The sequence below is a fragment of the Kitasatospora sp. NPDC114501 genome, from assembly GCF_055633695.1.
Map to the genome: position 1 here is coordinate 89,118 of NZ_JBVKDS010000001.1, position 13,813 is coordinate 102,930.

A 13,813-nucleotide genomic window follows, 5' to 3' on the forward strand; every position below is an offset into this window, starting at 1 on the left:
GGGAAGACGCCACGCCGGACGGGGACAACTGACTAAGGACTGAGCGACCCTGGCACGCCGTACGCCCGACGGTCCGCCGCCCGCGCCGACGGTGCAGCGGATTCGTCTCCGCTACACCAAGCGCGGCCGGCTCCGTTTCACCAGCCACCGCGACTTCCAGCGCGCCTTCGAGCGCGCCCTGCGCCGGTCCGCCGTTCCGATGGCCTACTCGGCCGGCTTCACCCCGCACCCGAAGGTCTCCTACGCCAACGCTGCCCCCACCGGGGTGGCGAGCGAGGCGGAGTACCTGGAGATCGGCCTGGCCGCCGTCCGCGACCCCGAGCAGCTGCGGGCGCAGCTGGACGAGTCGCTGCCGGCCGGCCTGGACGTGATCGACGCGGTCGAGGTGCGCACGCCGAACTTCGTGGAGCGTCTGGAGGCCTCCGAGTGGCTGGTCCGGCTGGACGGCGTCGAGCCGGATGTGGCCGCCGACGCGGTCGCGCGGTTCCTCGCCGCCGAGCGGGTCGAGGTCGAGCGCCGCACCAAGAACGGCCTGCGGGTCTTCGACGCGCGCGGCGCGGTGGCGGCGCTGGAAGCCGTCTCGGCGCAGGTCGAGGCCGGTGCGGACGGCGGGGCCGGAACCGACCACGATGTTCGGACCGGCCGTCCCTGTGCGATACTGCGCCTGGTAGTACGACACGCCACACCCGCCGTACGACCCGACGACGTATTGTCCGGTCTCCGTGCGACGGCCGACCTGGCGCCGCCGGTCCCCGCAGAGGTGACCAGGCTGGCGCAGGGGCCGCTCGACGAGGAGGCCGGCACGGTGACCGACCCGCTGGCGCTCGACCGCGCCGCGGCCCCGGCCGGCTCGGAGCCTGCCGCAGGGCCGCACGCTACCGCGTCCGCCTAGCGGGGGGAGGCCGGGTCCAGTGCCTCACTGGGCCCGATGGTCCTCCAGGGTTCCCGCGGCTCCCCAGGGGAGCGAGCGTCGTCGCAGCGCAGGCCCGTCATCCGGGGCCTGCCGACCAGGAAGGTCGGCCGGCCCGGGACCCCGTCCGGGAGCCACCCGGGGTTGGGGGACGGCGCAGCTTGGGAAAACCTCAGAAGACTGGTCAGACCAGAAGACTTTCGACACCCCGCCGAGCGCGGGGCGCCGAGCGAGACTACGAGCCCCTGTGCGGCCTCGCGTCCGCGCGGCGGCACCGTCCAAGGGTCCGGTCCAGGCATCGTCTCGATGCCGGCCGCCCAGCGGTGCCGCGCCGTGCCCGGATGCGGAGCCCGGGGGCCTGACGGGAGATCCACCCGCATGCTCGATAACACCGATCCGCAGCAGACTGCGGCCACGGAACAGAACGAAACCGCCGCGACCGGTGGTGAGGGCGCGTCCGCCGCGCCGCCGCGCCGCCGTCGCCGCGCGGTGTCCCGCCCGGCGGGCACCCCGCAGGGTGCGGCCGCCGAGGCGGCCGAGACGGTCGTGCCGGCCGAGACGCCGGCGGCCGAGGCCGCCCCGGCTCCGGCCGTGGAGCCGGCGGCCGAGCCGGTCGCCGAGAAGCCGGTCCGGGCCCGCCGGACCCGCAAGCGCGCCGAGGCCCCGGCCGGGGCGCCGGAGGCCACCGCGATCGTGGTGACCGCGCCGGACGCCGCCGCCGAACCGGCCGCGCCGACCGCCGCGAAGGCCCCGGCGAAGGCCAGGGCCGCGAAGGCCGACAAGGCCGAGACGGCGGAGACCACGGAGCCGGCCGAGAAGCCCGCCCGGGCCCGCCGGACCCGCAAGCGCGCCGAGGCGCCCGCCGGTGCCCCCGCCGTCGAGGCCGAGGCCGCCGCGGCGACCCCGACCGCCGAGGCGCCGGTTGCCGAGGCCCCCGCCGCCGTCGCCGAGCCGGCGGCCGAGGAGGCCCCCGCCGCTCCGGCCCGTCGCCCCCGCCGCCGTCGGGTGGTCGAGGCCGCGCCGGTCGTCGAGGCGCCGGTCGAGGAGCCCGTCGTCGAGCAGCCGCAGGCCGAGGAGCCCGCCGTCGCCGAGGAGCCCGAGGAGGAGGCCGCCGAGGCCGTCGCCGAGGCCCCCGCCGCCGCGCCCGCCCCGGCCGCCGAGGCCGAGCCGACGCACCGGGTGCGCCGCCGCGCCGTCCGCCCGGCCACCGCGGTCTTCCAGGCCCCGGTGTTCCAGGAGCCGGCCCCGTTCGTGGCGCCCGCCGCGCCGCAGCAGCCCGCCGCCGCCCCCGCGCAGGTCGAGGCCCCGGCCGAGGCCAAGGTCGAGGCCGAGCGCGAGGACGAGGACGAGTTCGAGTACAGCGGTGTCGGCCGCCGTCGCCGGGTCCGTACCCGGGTCGAGCCGAGCCGCCGCAAGGGCGCCCAGGCGAAGGCGAAGGCGCCCGCGAAGGCCCAGGCCGCCGCGCCGGTCGCCGCGCCCGTCGTCGAGGCCCCCGCGCCCGTCGTCGAGGCCCCTGCGGTGGAGGCCCCCGCGCCCGCCGCCGCCGGTCCGGAGACCGAGGGCGAGTGGGAGGAGGACGGCCGTCCGTCGCGCCGTCGCCGCCGGGGCGGCCGCCGCCGTCGCCGTGGCGAGGCCGAGGACTTCGAGGCCGTCGAGACCGAGCAGCCCGCCGAGGAGCCGGCCGAGGCCGTCGCCGAGGAGGAGGACGAGGAGGACGACGACCTGGCCGCCGGCCTGTCCTCGTCGCGCCGCCGCCGTCGCCGTCGCCGCCGCAGCGGTGAGGCCGGCGCCGTCGAGACCGCCGAGACCACCGAGGACGGCGTCCGCACGGTGGTGAAGGTGCGCGAGCCGCGCCGCCGCTCCACCGAGCCGTCCTTCGACCCGGACGAGGTGCAGTCCATCAAGGGCTCGACCCGTCTGGAGGCCAAGAAGCAGCGCCGCCGCGAGGGCCGCGAGCTGGGCCGCCGCCGGGTGCCGATCATCACCGAGGCGGAGTTCCTGGCCCGCCGCGAGTCGGTCGAGCGCGTCATGGTGGTGCGCCAGAGCGGCCAGCGCACCCAGATCGGCGTGCTCGAGGACGGCGTGCTGGTCGAGCACTACGTCAACAAGGAGCAGGCCACCTCGTACGTCGGCAACGTCTACCTGGGCAAGGTCCAGAACGTGCTGCCGTCGATGGAGGCCGCCTTCGTCGACATTGGCAAGGGCCGCAACGCGGTGCTGTACGCCGGTGAGGTCAACTTCGGCGCGCTGGGCGGCCACGGCGGCCCGCGCCGGATCGAGTCGGTGCTGAAGTCCGGCCAGTCCGTGCTGGTGCAGGTCTCCAAGGACCCGATCGGCCACAAGGGCGCCCGACTGACCAGCCAGATCTCGCTGCCCGGCCGCTACCTGGTGTACGTGCCCGAGGGCTCGATGACCGGCATCTCGCGCAAGCTCCCGGAGAACGAGCGCGCCCGGCTGAAGCAGATCCTCAAGAAGATCGTCCCGGACGACGCGGGCGTCATCGTGCGCACCGCCGCCGAGGGCGCCTCCGAGGACGAGCTGACCCGCGACGTCCAGCGCCTCCAGCAGCAGTGGGAGGACATCCAGAAGAAGGCCGCGACCGGCAACGCCCCGGCGCTGCTGTACGGCGAGCCGGACATGACCGTCCGGGTCGTCCGCGACATCTTCAACGAGGACTTCACCAAGGTCATCGTCTCCGGCGACGAGGCGTGGAAGACCATCCACGAGTACGTCACCAACGTGGCCCCGGACCTCGCCGAGCGGCTCCAGCGGTGGACCTCCGAGGTGGACGTGTTCGCCACCTACCGGATCGACGAGCAGCTGATGAAGGCGCTGGACCGCAAGGTCTGGCTGCCCAGCGGCGGTTCGCTGGTGATCGACCGCACCGAGGCGATGGTCGTCATCGACGTCAACACCGGGAAGTTCGTCGGCCAGGGCGGCAACCTGGAGGAGACGGTCACCCGGAACAACATCGAGGCGGCCGAGGAGATCGTGCGCCAGCTGCGGCTGCGCGACCTCGGCGGCATCATCGTGATCGACTTCATCGACATGGTGCTGGAGTCCAACCGCGACCTGGTGCTGCGCCGTCTGCTGGAGTGCCTGGGCCGGGACCGGACCAAGCACCAGGTGGCCGAGGTCACCTCGCTGGGCCTGGTGCAGATGACCCGCAAGCGGGTCGGCCAGGGCCTGCTGGAGTCCTTCTCGGAGCCGTGCGTGCACTGCAACGGCCGCGGCGTGATCGTCCACATGGAGCAGCCGAGCGCCCACGTCCACGCCCCCGTGGCGGCCGGCGAGGCCGGTTCGGGCGGCAAGCGCCGCCGCCGGGGCAAGGGCGGCGCGGGCCACGAGGAGCCGCAGGCCGTCGAGGCCGTGGTGGCCGCCGAGGCCGGGCCGCTGACCGTGGAGGACCTCGCCGAGCTGGCCGAGCCGGTGCGCGAGGAGATCGAGGGCCAGCTGGCCCTGGAGGTCCCGGGCGTCGAGGCCGAGGCCGCCGCGGAGGCCGTGCCGGCCCCCGTCGTGGAGGCTCCCGTGGCGCAGGCCCCGGCCGCCGCTCCGGCGGGCCGTCCGCGTCGCCGGGCGGTGCGCAAGGCGACGGCTCCGGCCGGTTCCCCGGACACCGCGGAGATCGTGGTGCTCCAGGCCAAGGCCGAGGCGGCGCTGGAGGCGGCCCTGGTGGCCGCCGCCCCGGCGGTCGCGGAAGCCGCCGCCGAGGCCGTCACCGAGGCGCCGGGCGAGCCGGTCGTGGTCGCGGAGGCCGCGGTCGTCGCCGAGTCCCCGGAGGTCGCTGAGGCCACCGAGGACACCGAGGACACCGAGGGCACCGAGGCCGCCGCCGAGGCCGCCGAGGAGGCGCCGGCGCCGAAGAAGCGGGCCGCCCGCAAGACCGCCGCCAAGAAGACCGCCGCCAAGAAGACCACCACGGCGGCCAAGAAGACCACCGCCCGCAAGACCGCCACCAAGCGGACGAGCGCGGCGGCCAAGAAGGCCGCGGCCGCCGAGGGTGATACGGCGTCCGAGTAGTGCCCACGCCCGGGGCGGGAGCGATCCCGCCCCGGGCCGTACGGGCCGGTTTGCCCCCTGGGCGGCCGGTCCGTATTCTTGACCATCGGCGTGTCTACGCCATTGCTCCCGAGCACATCACCTTCCCGGGGTCGCCGCGTTCGCGCGGAGGGCCGGGGAGAGGCTCCTGTGTCCGTACCCAGGTGGCTGGCGTCGGGGGTTCCGACCGAGCAAGGAAAGCAGGTACCGCATGTACGCGATCGTTCGCGCAGGCGGCCGCCAGCACAAGGTCGCCGTGGGCGACGTGCTGGAGATCGACCGTATCGAGGCCAAGCCGGGTGACTCGGTCGAGCTCTCGACCATCCTCGTCGTCGACGGTGACGCCGTCACCTCCGACCCGTGGGTCCTGGCCGGCGTGAAGGCTCACGCCGAGGTGGTCGACCAGACCAAGGGTGACAAGATCGTCATCCTGCGTTACAAGAACAAGACCGGCTACCGCCGTCGTCAGGGTCACCGTCAGCAGCACACCGCGGTGCGCATCACCAGCATCGACTCGGTCAGCAAGTAAGGGGATAGCGAAAAATGGCACACAAGAAGGGCGCAAGCTCTACTCGTAACGGCCGTGACTCGAACGCCCAGCGCCTCGGCGTGAAGCGCTTCGGTGGCCAGGTCGTCTCCGCCGGCGAGATCCTCGTCCGCCAGCGCGGCACCCACTTCCACCCGGGTGCCGGTGTCGGTCGCGGTGGCGACGACACGCTGTTCGCGCTGACCGCCGGTGCGGTGCAGTTCGGCAACCGTCGCGGCCGCAAGGTCGTCAACATCGTGGCCGTCGAGGCCTGAGTCCCCGCGGACTCCCGAGTCCGGACGGACCCGGCCGGGTCCGAACGGACTCACCGGGTCTGAGAAGACTCACAGTGAAGGGTGGGCCGGAATTCTCCGGTCCACCCTTCACGCTTTACGCAGGTAGCAAGCAGACTCTCGCGCACTGGAGGCACACCCATGACCACCTTCGTGGACCGCGTCGAACTTCACGTCGCCGCGGGTAACGGGGGCCACGGCTGCGCCTCCGTGCACCGCGAGAAGTTCAAGCCGCTCGGCGGCCCGGACGGCGGCAACGGCGGTGAGGGCGGCAGCGTCATCCTCACCGTGGACGCGCAGGTCACCACCCTGCTCGAGTACCACCACTCGCCCAAGCGCAAGGCCACCAACGGCAAGCCGGGCGCGGGCGCCAACCGCACCGGCGCGGACGGCGAGGACCTCGTCCTGCTGGTGCCGGACGGCACCGTCGTGCTGGACCGCCAGGGCAACGTGCTGGCCGACCTGGTCGGGCACGGCACCAGCTTCGTCGCCGCCCAGGGCGGCCGCGGCGGCCTCGGCAACGCCGCGCTGGCCTCGGCCCGCCGCAAGGCGCCCGGCTTCGCGCTGCTCGGCGAGCCCGGCGAGGCCCGTGACATCGTGATGGAGCTCAAGTCCGTCGCCGACGTGGCCCTGGTGGGCTACCCGAGCGCCGGCAAGTCCTCCCTGATCTCGGTGCTCTCCGCCGCCAAGCCGAAGATCGCGGACTACCCGTTCACCACCCTGATCCCCAACCTCGGCGTGGTCACCGCGGGCGACACCGTCTACACCGTCGCCGACGTGCCCGGCCTGATCCCGGGCGCCAGCCAGGGCCGCGGCCTGGGCCTGGAGTTCCTGCGGCACGTCGAGCGCTGCTCGGTGCTGGTGCACGTGCTGGACTGCGCCACCCTGGAGCCCGGCCGCGACCCGCTGACCGACCTGGAGACCATCGAGGCCGAGCTCGCCGAGTACGGCGGCCTGGACGACCGCCCGCGCCTGGTCGCGCTCAACAAGGTGGACGTCCCGGACGGCCAGGACATCGCCGACCTGACCCGCGCCTCCCTGGAGGAGCGCGGCTACCGGGTGTTCGAGGTCTCCGCCGCCTCCCGCAAGGGCCTGCGCGAGCTGAGCTTCGCGATGGCCGGGATCGTCGCCGAGGCGCGCGCCGCCAAGCCGGTCGAGGAGTCGACCCGGGTCGTGCTGCGTCCCAAGGCCGTCGACGACGCCGGCTTCACCATCACCGAGGAGGACGGCGCCTACCGCATCCGCGGCGTCAAGCCGGAGCGCTGGGTCCGCCAGACCGACTTCAGCAACGACGAGGCCGTCGGCTACCTCGCGGACCGGCTGGCCCGCCTCGGCGTCGAGGACAAGCTGTGGAAGGTCGGGGCGCACGAGGGCGACACCGTCATCATCGGCCCGGACGAGAACGCCGTCGTCTTCGACTGGGAGCCGACCATGGCCGCCGGCGCCGAGATGCTCGGCCGTCGCGGTGAGGACCACCGCCTCGATTCCCCCCGCCCGGCGGTCGACCGCCGCCGCGACAAGCAGAAGGGCCGGGACGCGGCCGAGGCCGAGTTCCTCGCCTTCGAGGCGCTCTCCAGCGGCCGCCAGGCCGCCATCGAGGGCGAGGACGACGAGGACCACTGAGCCTGGTGAGCTCCGCACGCCGAACGGCCCCCGCCACCTCCACAGGTGGCGGGGGCCGTTCGGCGTGCCCGTCGGTGACGGCGCGTCACTTGGTCCAGGAGGCCTGGAGCTTCAGCGGGTCGACCAGGTCGGTGTAGCCGACCGCGGCCGGGGTGTTCCCGGCGATGGAGATGATGGTGCAGCCCTTGGTCTCGGCACCCTTGGTCACGCCCTGGACCTTCGCGCTGGTGCACTTGGGCAGCGGGTTGGCGGCGGACATGACGTTCAGCCCCTTCTTGCCGGAGCTGTCGAAGAGGACGAACTTCGAGTCCGGGGCGGTGAAGGAGAGGCTGGCGTCCCCGACGTTCTTGATGGTGTAGCTGACGTACACCGGGGTGCGGCCGTCCAGGCCGACGGTGTTGACCTTGGCGGCGGTGAGCTCCTGGAGCGAGCCGACCTCGACGCCGGTGACGGTGATCTCCAGCTTGGTGGCGACCTTGGCGGTCTTGTCGGCGAAGTCCACGGTGGCGCTCTGGCCGATCTTCACGCTGGTGGCGGCCGCCGGGACGGCCCCCGCCCCGGCCCCGGCGCCGGCACCGCCGCCCGCGGCCCCGGCCGTGCCGGCACCGCCCGTGGCGCCGGCCGTCGCGCCGCCGCTCGCCGCGCCCGACGGGGCCGCGGTGGAACCGCCGGCCGCGCCGCCCGCGGCCGCACCCCCGGCGGTGGCCCCGGGGGTGGCACCGGTCTGGGCCGGGGCCGCGCCGGTGGCGCCGCCGGTACCGGCCGGGGTGTCCGCGTTCTCCGGCCCGCAGGCGGCGAGCGACAGGGCGGTGGCCGCCGCGAGCGCGGCGACGGTCAGCTTGGTGGTGTACGAACGCATGATGCGCTTTTCTCCTGGGCGCGCGGCCGCGGCCGTTGCCGGCCTTTGCCCAGTGCGGCGCCGCCCGTCGTGACAGGAAGGGTCGATGACGACATGGGTCCAGCGGGCAAGAAGCCGTCCCCCGATCTGGCTTGCGGTCAGGGACCATACCAGTCATCCGGATTGCTGGACGGGCTGTGGCGAGCCCGTGACCGGCCCGGGTCCAGCCGGTGAAACACCCTGCGGGCGACCTGCGCGGATCGCGTAGATTTCGGAGGTGACGGCCGGGCCCGGGCCAGCCGTACCCGCACCACACCGGAAGGGCGTACAGCGAGATGAGCGAGGACTCTCTGCGCGAGGAGGTGCTGACCGCGCGGCGGATCGTCGTCAAGGTCGGCTCCTCCTCCCTGACCACGGCGGCCGGCGGCCTGGACGCCGACCGCGTCGACGCCCTGGTGGACGCGCTCGCCAAGGTGCGCGCCCGCCCCGGGGCACCGGAGGTCGTGCTCGTCTCCTCCGGCGCCATCGCCGCCGGGCTCGCCCCGCTCGGCCTGGACCGGCGGCCCAAGGACCTGGCCCGCCAGCAGGCCGCCGCCAGCGTCGGCCAGGGCCTGCTGGTCGCCCGCTACACCGCCTCCTTCGCCCGGTACGGCATCCGGGTCGGCCAGGTGCTGCTCACCGCCGAGGACGCCAGCCGGCGCGCCCACTACCGCAACGCCTACCGCACCCTCGACCAGCTGCTGGCGATGGGCGCGATGCCGATCGTCAACGAGAACGACACCGTCGCCACCGCCGAAATCAAGTTCGGTGACAACGACCGGCTCGCCGCCCTGGTCGCCCACCTGGTCCGCGCCGACCTGCTGGTGCTGCTCTCCGACGTGGACGGCCTGTACGACGGCGATCCGGCCCGCCCCGGCACCAGCCGGATCGCCGAGGTGCGCGGCCCGCAGGACCTGGACGGCATCGAGATCGGCAGCGCCGGCAAGGCCGGGGTCGGCACCGGCGGCATGGTCACCAAGGTCGAGGCGGCCCGGATCGCCACCGGCGCGGGCATCCCGGTGGTGCTCACCGCCGCCAGCCAGGCCGCCGACGCACTGGCCGGCCGCCCCACCGGCACGCTCTTCCTGCGCACCGGCAGCCGGACCTCCGACCGGATGCTCTGGCTGGCCCACGCGAGCAGCCCGCGCGGGACGCTGCACCTGGACGAGGGCGCCGTCCGGGCGGTCGTCTCCGGCGGCGCCTCGCTGCTGCCCGCCGGGGTCACCAAGGTCGACGGGGAGTTCGCCGCGGGTGATCCGGTGGACCTTCTTGCCGAAAACGGCCACATCGTGGCGCGCGGACTGGTCAACTTTGATGCGAGGGAGTTGCCCCGCCTGCTCGGCCGGTCCACCCGCGACCTGGCCCAGGAGTTCGGCGCCGCGTACGAGCGCGAGGTCGTCCACCGCGACGACCTGGTCGTTCTGCGCGGCTGACCGGCCCGGCGGGCCGGCACCGGCCGCCCGGCCGATCGGCGCAGCGCGGACGGCGGGCCGCTCCGTACCGGGAGCGGCCCGGCCACGGGCGAGGAGGGGCGCGGCCGAACCCGTCGGCAGGGAGCCGGCGGGGCCGGTGGGGACGACACGACATCGCCGAACAGGAGGCCGCCGGTGGAACGCAGGCGCGAGGCAGCGCTGACCGCAGGGACGGCGGGCCGGCGGCTGACCAGCATCGACGGCGGGCGCGGGGACGGCCCCGCCGAGCCGGCCGGTCCGCCGCCGCAGAAGCCCGGCGGGGTGCGCAGGCTGCGGCCCGACCGCGACCGGGCGGCCCAGCCGCCCACCGTGCCCGAGCAGGCGCGGCTGTGGCACGTGGTGCTCAGCGTGGCCGGGCAGGCCACCCCGCTACCGTCGCTGCGCGCCTCACTGGAGCAGCTGGCGCACGACCACTCGTTCTTCCTGACCGCCCGTTACGCGGCCGACCACGCCGAGATCCGCTACTGGGAGCAGGCCCGGGACCTGCACGACGCGGCGGCCATCGCGCTGCGGCTGTGGGGCGAGCACAAGGTCACCGCGAACCTGCCGCCCTGGGAGATCGTCGGGCTGGAGGTGGTCGACCGGGCGACGTACCGCAAGCGGGTGACGGAGGGCTTCGGCGATCCACCGCCGCACCCGGGCGGCGTGCACCCGTACTGAGCCGGTCCGACGGGTCGGGCAGCCCCGTCGGACCGGGACTGTGGCGGGTCGGGCGCGCCGGGCAGGATCGTCGCGGTGGCGTCTCACCGGGCGAAATACCGCCCGGGCCGGACCGGCGAAGTCGCTACCCTTGGCGGCATGACCAGCGACCTCGCCACCGCCGACAGCCCCGTCCTCGCCGTAGCGCGCCGAGCCCGGGAGGCCGCCGCCGCGCTCGCCCCGCTGCCGCGCGGGGCGAAGGACGCCGCGCTGCTGGCGGTCGCGGACGCGCTGGTGGCCCGCAGCGCCGAGATCGTCGCGGCCAACGCCGAGGACGTGGAGCGGGCCCGGGCGGCCGGCACCGCCGAGTCGGTGATCGACCGGCTGACCCTGACCGGCGAGCGGATCGCCGCGATCGCCTCCGACGTGCGCGACGTGGCCGGCCTGCCCGACCCGGTGGGCGAGGTGGTGCGCGGCTACACCCTGCCCAACGGCCTGGACGTGCGGCAGGTCCGGGTGCCGCTCGGCGTGGTCGGCATCATCTACGAGGCCCGCCCGAACGTCACCGCCGATGCCGCCGCGCTCTGCCTCAAGTCCGGCAACGCGGTGCTGCTGCGCGGCTCCGCCTCGGCCTACCGCTCCAACACCGCCCTGGTCGCCGTGGTGCGCGACGCCGTCGCCGCGGCCGGGCTGCCCGCCGACGCGGTGCAGCTGGTGCCGGGGGAGAGCCGGGACTCGGTGCGCGAGCTGATGCGCGCCCGCGGCCACGTGGACGTGCTGATCCCGCGCGGCGGCGCCTCGCTGATCCGCACCGTGGTGGAGGGCTCGACCGTCCCGGTGATCGAGACCGGCACCGGCAACTGCCACGTCTACGTGGACGCCGAGACCGACCTGGCGATGGCCGTCGGGATCCTGCTGAACTCCAAGGCGCAGCGGGTCAGCGTCTGCAACGCGGCCGAGACGCTGCTGGTCCACCAGGACGTCGCGGACGCCTTCCTGCCGCTCGCGCTGGCGGCGCTCGCCGAGGCCGGGGTGACCGTCCACGGCGACGAGGCGGTGCTGAAGGCCGCCGAGGGCGGCCCGGCCACCGTGGTGCCGGCCACCGACGAGGACTGGGGCGCCGAGTACCTCTCGCTGGACCTGGCCGCCGCCGTGGTGCCCTCGCTGGACGCCGCCGTCGAGCACATCCGCCGCTGGTCCTCCGGCCACACCGAGGCGATCGTCACCACCTCGCAGGCCGCCGCCCGCCGCTTCACCCGGTTGGTGGACTCCACCACGGTGGCCGTCAACGCCTCCACCCGCTTCACCGACGGCGGTGAGTTCGGCTTCGGCGCGGAGATCGGCATCTCCACCCAGAAGCTGCACGCCCGCGGTCCGATGGGCCTGCCGGAGCTGACCAGCACCAAGTACATCGTCACTGGTGACGGGCATGTCCGGGGCGAGGCGACGCAGACCGTGGGCGGTGACGCGGACGCCCGCTGAACGCCGGGTGAGGGGCGCGGGAGGGGCGGCCGTCACACGTGTGACGGACCAACTGCCGGGAGCCACAGACAAATCCTCCGGCCGGTAATACGCTGAATCCGTGGCTGAGGATGTGGGGGGCTCTCCGTACCCCGACGGCGCCGACCACGGTGGTGCGGACGACGAGTTCGCCACCGTGGTCTTCGATGAGGCCTTCGTCCGGTCCGCCGCCGTGCACGAGCCGACCGCCAAGGAGCGGCAACTCGCCGCCGCCGAGGCCCGGTTCGAGCCGGACACCGCGGGCCCGGGCTGGGGCTACGACGTTCCGGCCGGGGACGGGCTCCCGCTGGAGCTTCGCCCGTACCCGAGCGGACTCGACGCGGACCACCTCTACCCCGATCCCTGGTCGGGGCCGGGCCGGGCGGTCGACCGCCGGGTCCGGCGGCGGTGGCGACGCGGCTACGACCCGGTGCGTGCCGGCGGCCGGTACGTGGCCCAGCAGCGCTGGCACCGGCCGGTGGCCTGGGTGCTCGCGGTGATCATGGGCGTGAGCCTGGTGGCCGTCGCGGTCGCGGCGGTCTACCAGGGCGTGGGCGGCTCCGCCGGCACGCCCCGGCGCCCCGAGTCCGGCAGCAGCAGCGCCGGCGTCGACCCGGGGCAGGCCCCGGCCGAGCCTCCGCTGGTGGTCACCGCGCCCGCCGGCTAGCCCGGCGCGCCCTGGGACGCCCTGGTGCGCTCCGGGACGCCTGGGGCGCACGCCCCGGGCGGTGGTCACGGAGCGTTCCCGGGAATGTGCGCCCGCACCCTCGTGGCGGCGCTGGTGTCCGCCTACCCTGGTGGTGTGGGTGACCCGCGAGAGCCTCCTGAGGGTGCGCCCGAGGGCGGTTCCGGCAACGAGGACGAATTCCGGTCCGTCGTGTTCGACGAATCGTTCGTGCGGGCTGCCCGGATCCAGGAGCTGTCCGCGCGGGAGCGGCTGGCGGGCTCCTCCGGCAAGGCCACCCGGCCGCGGGTGCGGCTCGGTCCGCTGGGCACCGTCCCGCGCCAGGCGCTGATCCTGCTGCTGCTCATCCTGCTCGCCTTCGGGACCGCGGTGTACTTCGGGGTGAGCTCCCCTAAGGGGACCGCGGTACGGCCCGAGGGCAGCCAACTGACCGTCAGCCTGGTCGCGTTGAGCCCGGCTTCGGCCGTCCACCCGGTCGCCGACCCGGCTGACCCGTTCGCCGCCCTGCCGGCCGGGTACGGGGACGGCGCGCTCGGACTGAACACCCCGACCGGGGCCGCCACCGGGCACTTCAGCCGGGTCGAGGTGACCAAGGCGCTCGACACCGTCCAGCGCTACCTGGTCGCCTCCTCGATGTCCCCGGCCGTGCTGGTCCGGGGCGCCACCGCGGACGTACGGGTCTTCGTCACGCCCGGTGAGCTGGCGGAGTTCGACGCGAGCGTGGCGCAGCCGGTGGACGACCGGCACCACGCGGCGACCGGCTGGATGGTCCGCTTCGACCCGGCGCAGGTCGCGCTGGCCGCGAACACCGTGCGGGTGGCCGGCGCGATGCGGATCGACGAGGCGGACAGCGGGTCCCTGCGGATCACCACCGACCACACCTTCGTCTACGCGCTGAAGCCGGCCGGGGCCCCGGCCGGAGCGCCGGTCACCCTGGAGACCGTGCGGCGGCAGCTGACCTTCGAGTTCGACCGGGTCGATCTGGCCTCGGCGCAGCTGCGGCTGGTGGACTCGGTGGTGCAGGCCGGGCCGGAACCCTGCGGCACCTCGATGGCGGGCTTCCTGCAACCGGTGCTGGCCACCGGGCAGGGCACGCTGGTCGCGCCGCCGGCGCCGGTCGACCCCGGCAACCACGCCCGGCCGGGCTGGCAGGTGTGCGGGGTGCTGGCGGGCGGCTGAGCGCACCCCCGGGGAGGTGGAACGGCGCGGCGGCCGGTGCCCCGGGCGGGACACCGGCCGCCGTCGCGGTC

Annotated in this window: 11 protein-coding genes; 10 read left to right on the forward strand and 1 reads right to left on the reverse strand. The window is 74.9% G+C overall.

Annotation, left to right across the window (positions count from 1 at the left end):
* The first annotated feature begins 91 nt into the window (after positions 1-91).
* The 5 genes from ACZ7RU_RS00400 (at position 92) to obgE (ending at position 7,390) form a co-directional block, all read left to right on the forward strand.
* Positions 92-892 carry a TIGR03936 family radical SAM-associated protein gene (locus ACZ7RU_RS00400; RefSeq protein ID WP_470338742.1) on the forward strand — a complete coding sequence of 267 codons (801 nt, stop codon included), beginning with the start codon at positions 92-94 and terminating at the stop codon, positions 890-892.
* 396 nt (positions 893-1,288) lie between these two features.
* Entirely contained in the window at positions 1,289-4,930 is a 3,642-nt protein-coding gene (locus ACZ7RU_RS00405) for an Rne/Rng family ribonuclease (protein WP_470338743.1), read from the forward strand.
* 229 nt (positions 4,931-5,159) lie between these two features.
* A complete protein-coding gene (gene rplU / locus ACZ7RU_RS00410; RefSeq protein WP_045696828.1) occupies positions 5,160-5,477 on the forward strand; it encodes a 50S ribosomal protein L21 in 318 nt (105 codons plus the stop codon).
* A gap of 14 nt (positions 5,478-5,491) precedes the next feature.
* A complete protein-coding gene (rpmA, locus tag ACZ7RU_RS00415) occupies positions 5,492-5,749 on the forward strand; it encodes a 50S ribosomal protein L27 (RefSeq protein WP_030058248.1) in 258 nt (85 codons plus the stop codon).
* A 159-nt stretch (positions 5,750-5,908) separates the two neighbouring features.
* Positions 5,909-7,390 carry a GTPase ObgE gene (obgE, locus tag ACZ7RU_RS00420; protein WP_470338744.1) on the forward strand — a complete coding sequence of 494 codons (1,482 nt, stop codon included), beginning with the start codon at positions 5,909-5,911 and terminating at the stop codon, positions 7,388-7,390.
* A gap of 85 nt (positions 7,391-7,475) precedes the next feature.
* On the opposite strand, the gene ACZ7RU_RS00425 is transcribed toward obgE, so the two are convergent.
* Positions 7,476-8,249 carry a hypothetical protein gene (locus tag ACZ7RU_RS00425; protein WP_470338745.1) on the reverse strand — a complete coding sequence of 258 codons (774 nt, stop codon included), beginning with the start codon at positions 8,247-8,249 and terminating at the stop codon, positions 7,476-7,478.
* Positions 8,250-8,563: 314 nt separating this feature from the next.
* Between ACZ7RU_RS00425 and proB the strand changes: the two genes are divergently transcribed.
* The 5 genes from proB to ACZ7RU_RS00450 all read left to right on the forward strand — a co-directional run bounded on the left by proB (position 8,564) and on the right by ACZ7RU_RS00450 (position 13,742).
* A complete protein-coding gene (gene proB / locus ACZ7RU_RS00430) occupies positions 8,564-9,700 on the forward strand; it encodes a glutamate 5-kinase (RefSeq protein ID WP_470338746.1) in 1,137 nt (378 codons plus the stop codon).
* 174 nt (positions 9,701-9,874) lie between these two features.
* Complete coding sequence (locus ACZ7RU_RS00435) at positions 9,875-10,399, forward strand: hypothetical protein (protein ID WP_470338747.1); 525 nt, start codon at positions 9,875-9,877, stop codon at positions 10,397-10,399.
* 138 nt (positions 10,400-10,537) lie between these two features.
* Positions 10,538-11,860 (forward strand): glutamate-5-semialdehyde dehydrogenase, encoded by a 1,323-nt coding sequence (locus ACZ7RU_RS00440; protein ID WP_470338748.1) that lies wholly within the window; start codon positions 10,538-10,540, stop codon positions 11,858-11,860.
* A 100-nt stretch (positions 11,861-11,960) separates the two neighbouring features.
* A complete protein-coding gene (locus ACZ7RU_RS00445) occupies positions 11,961-12,545 on the forward strand; it encodes an SCO2584 family spore wall biosynthesis protein (RefSeq protein ID WP_470338749.1) in 585 nt (194 codons plus the stop codon).
* 135 nt (positions 12,546-12,680) lie between these two features.
* The gene (locus tag ACZ7RU_RS00450) at positions 12,681-13,742 is read left to right on the forward strand and encodes an SCO2583 family membrane protein (protein ID WP_470338750.1); all 1,062 of its coding nucleotides are present in this window, start codon (positions 12,681-12,683) and stop codon (positions 13,740-13,742) included.
* Positions 13,743-13,813 lie beyond the last annotated feature (71 nt).

Coding starts and splice junctions, on each gene's coding strand:
- ACZ7RU_RS00405 (WP_470338743.1), top strand. CDS start 1,289: ATGCTCGATAACACCGATCCGCAGCAGACTGCGGCCACGGAACAGAAC.
- rplU (WP_045696828.1), top strand. CDS start 5,160: ATGTACGCGATCGTTCGCGCAGGCGGCCGCCAGCACAAGGTCGCCGTG.
- rpmA (WP_030058248.1), top strand. CDS start 5,492: ATGGCACACAAGAAGGGCGCAAGCTCTACTCGTAACGGCCGTGACTCG.
- obgE (WP_470338744.1), top strand. CDS start 5,909: ATGACCACCTTCGTGGACCGCGTCGAACTTCACGTCGCCGCGGGTAAC.
- ACZ7RU_RS00425 (WP_470338745.1), bottom strand. CDS start 8,249: ATGCGTTCGTACACCACCAAGCTGACCGTCGCCGCGCTCGCGGCGGCC.
- proB (WP_470338746.1), top strand. CDS start 8,564: ATGAGCGAGGACTCTCTGCGCGAGGAGGTGCTGACCGCGCGGCGGATC.
- ACZ7RU_RS00440 (WP_470338748.1), top strand. CDS start 10,538: ATGACCAGCGACCTCGCCACCGCCGACAGCCCCGTCCTCGCCGTAGCG.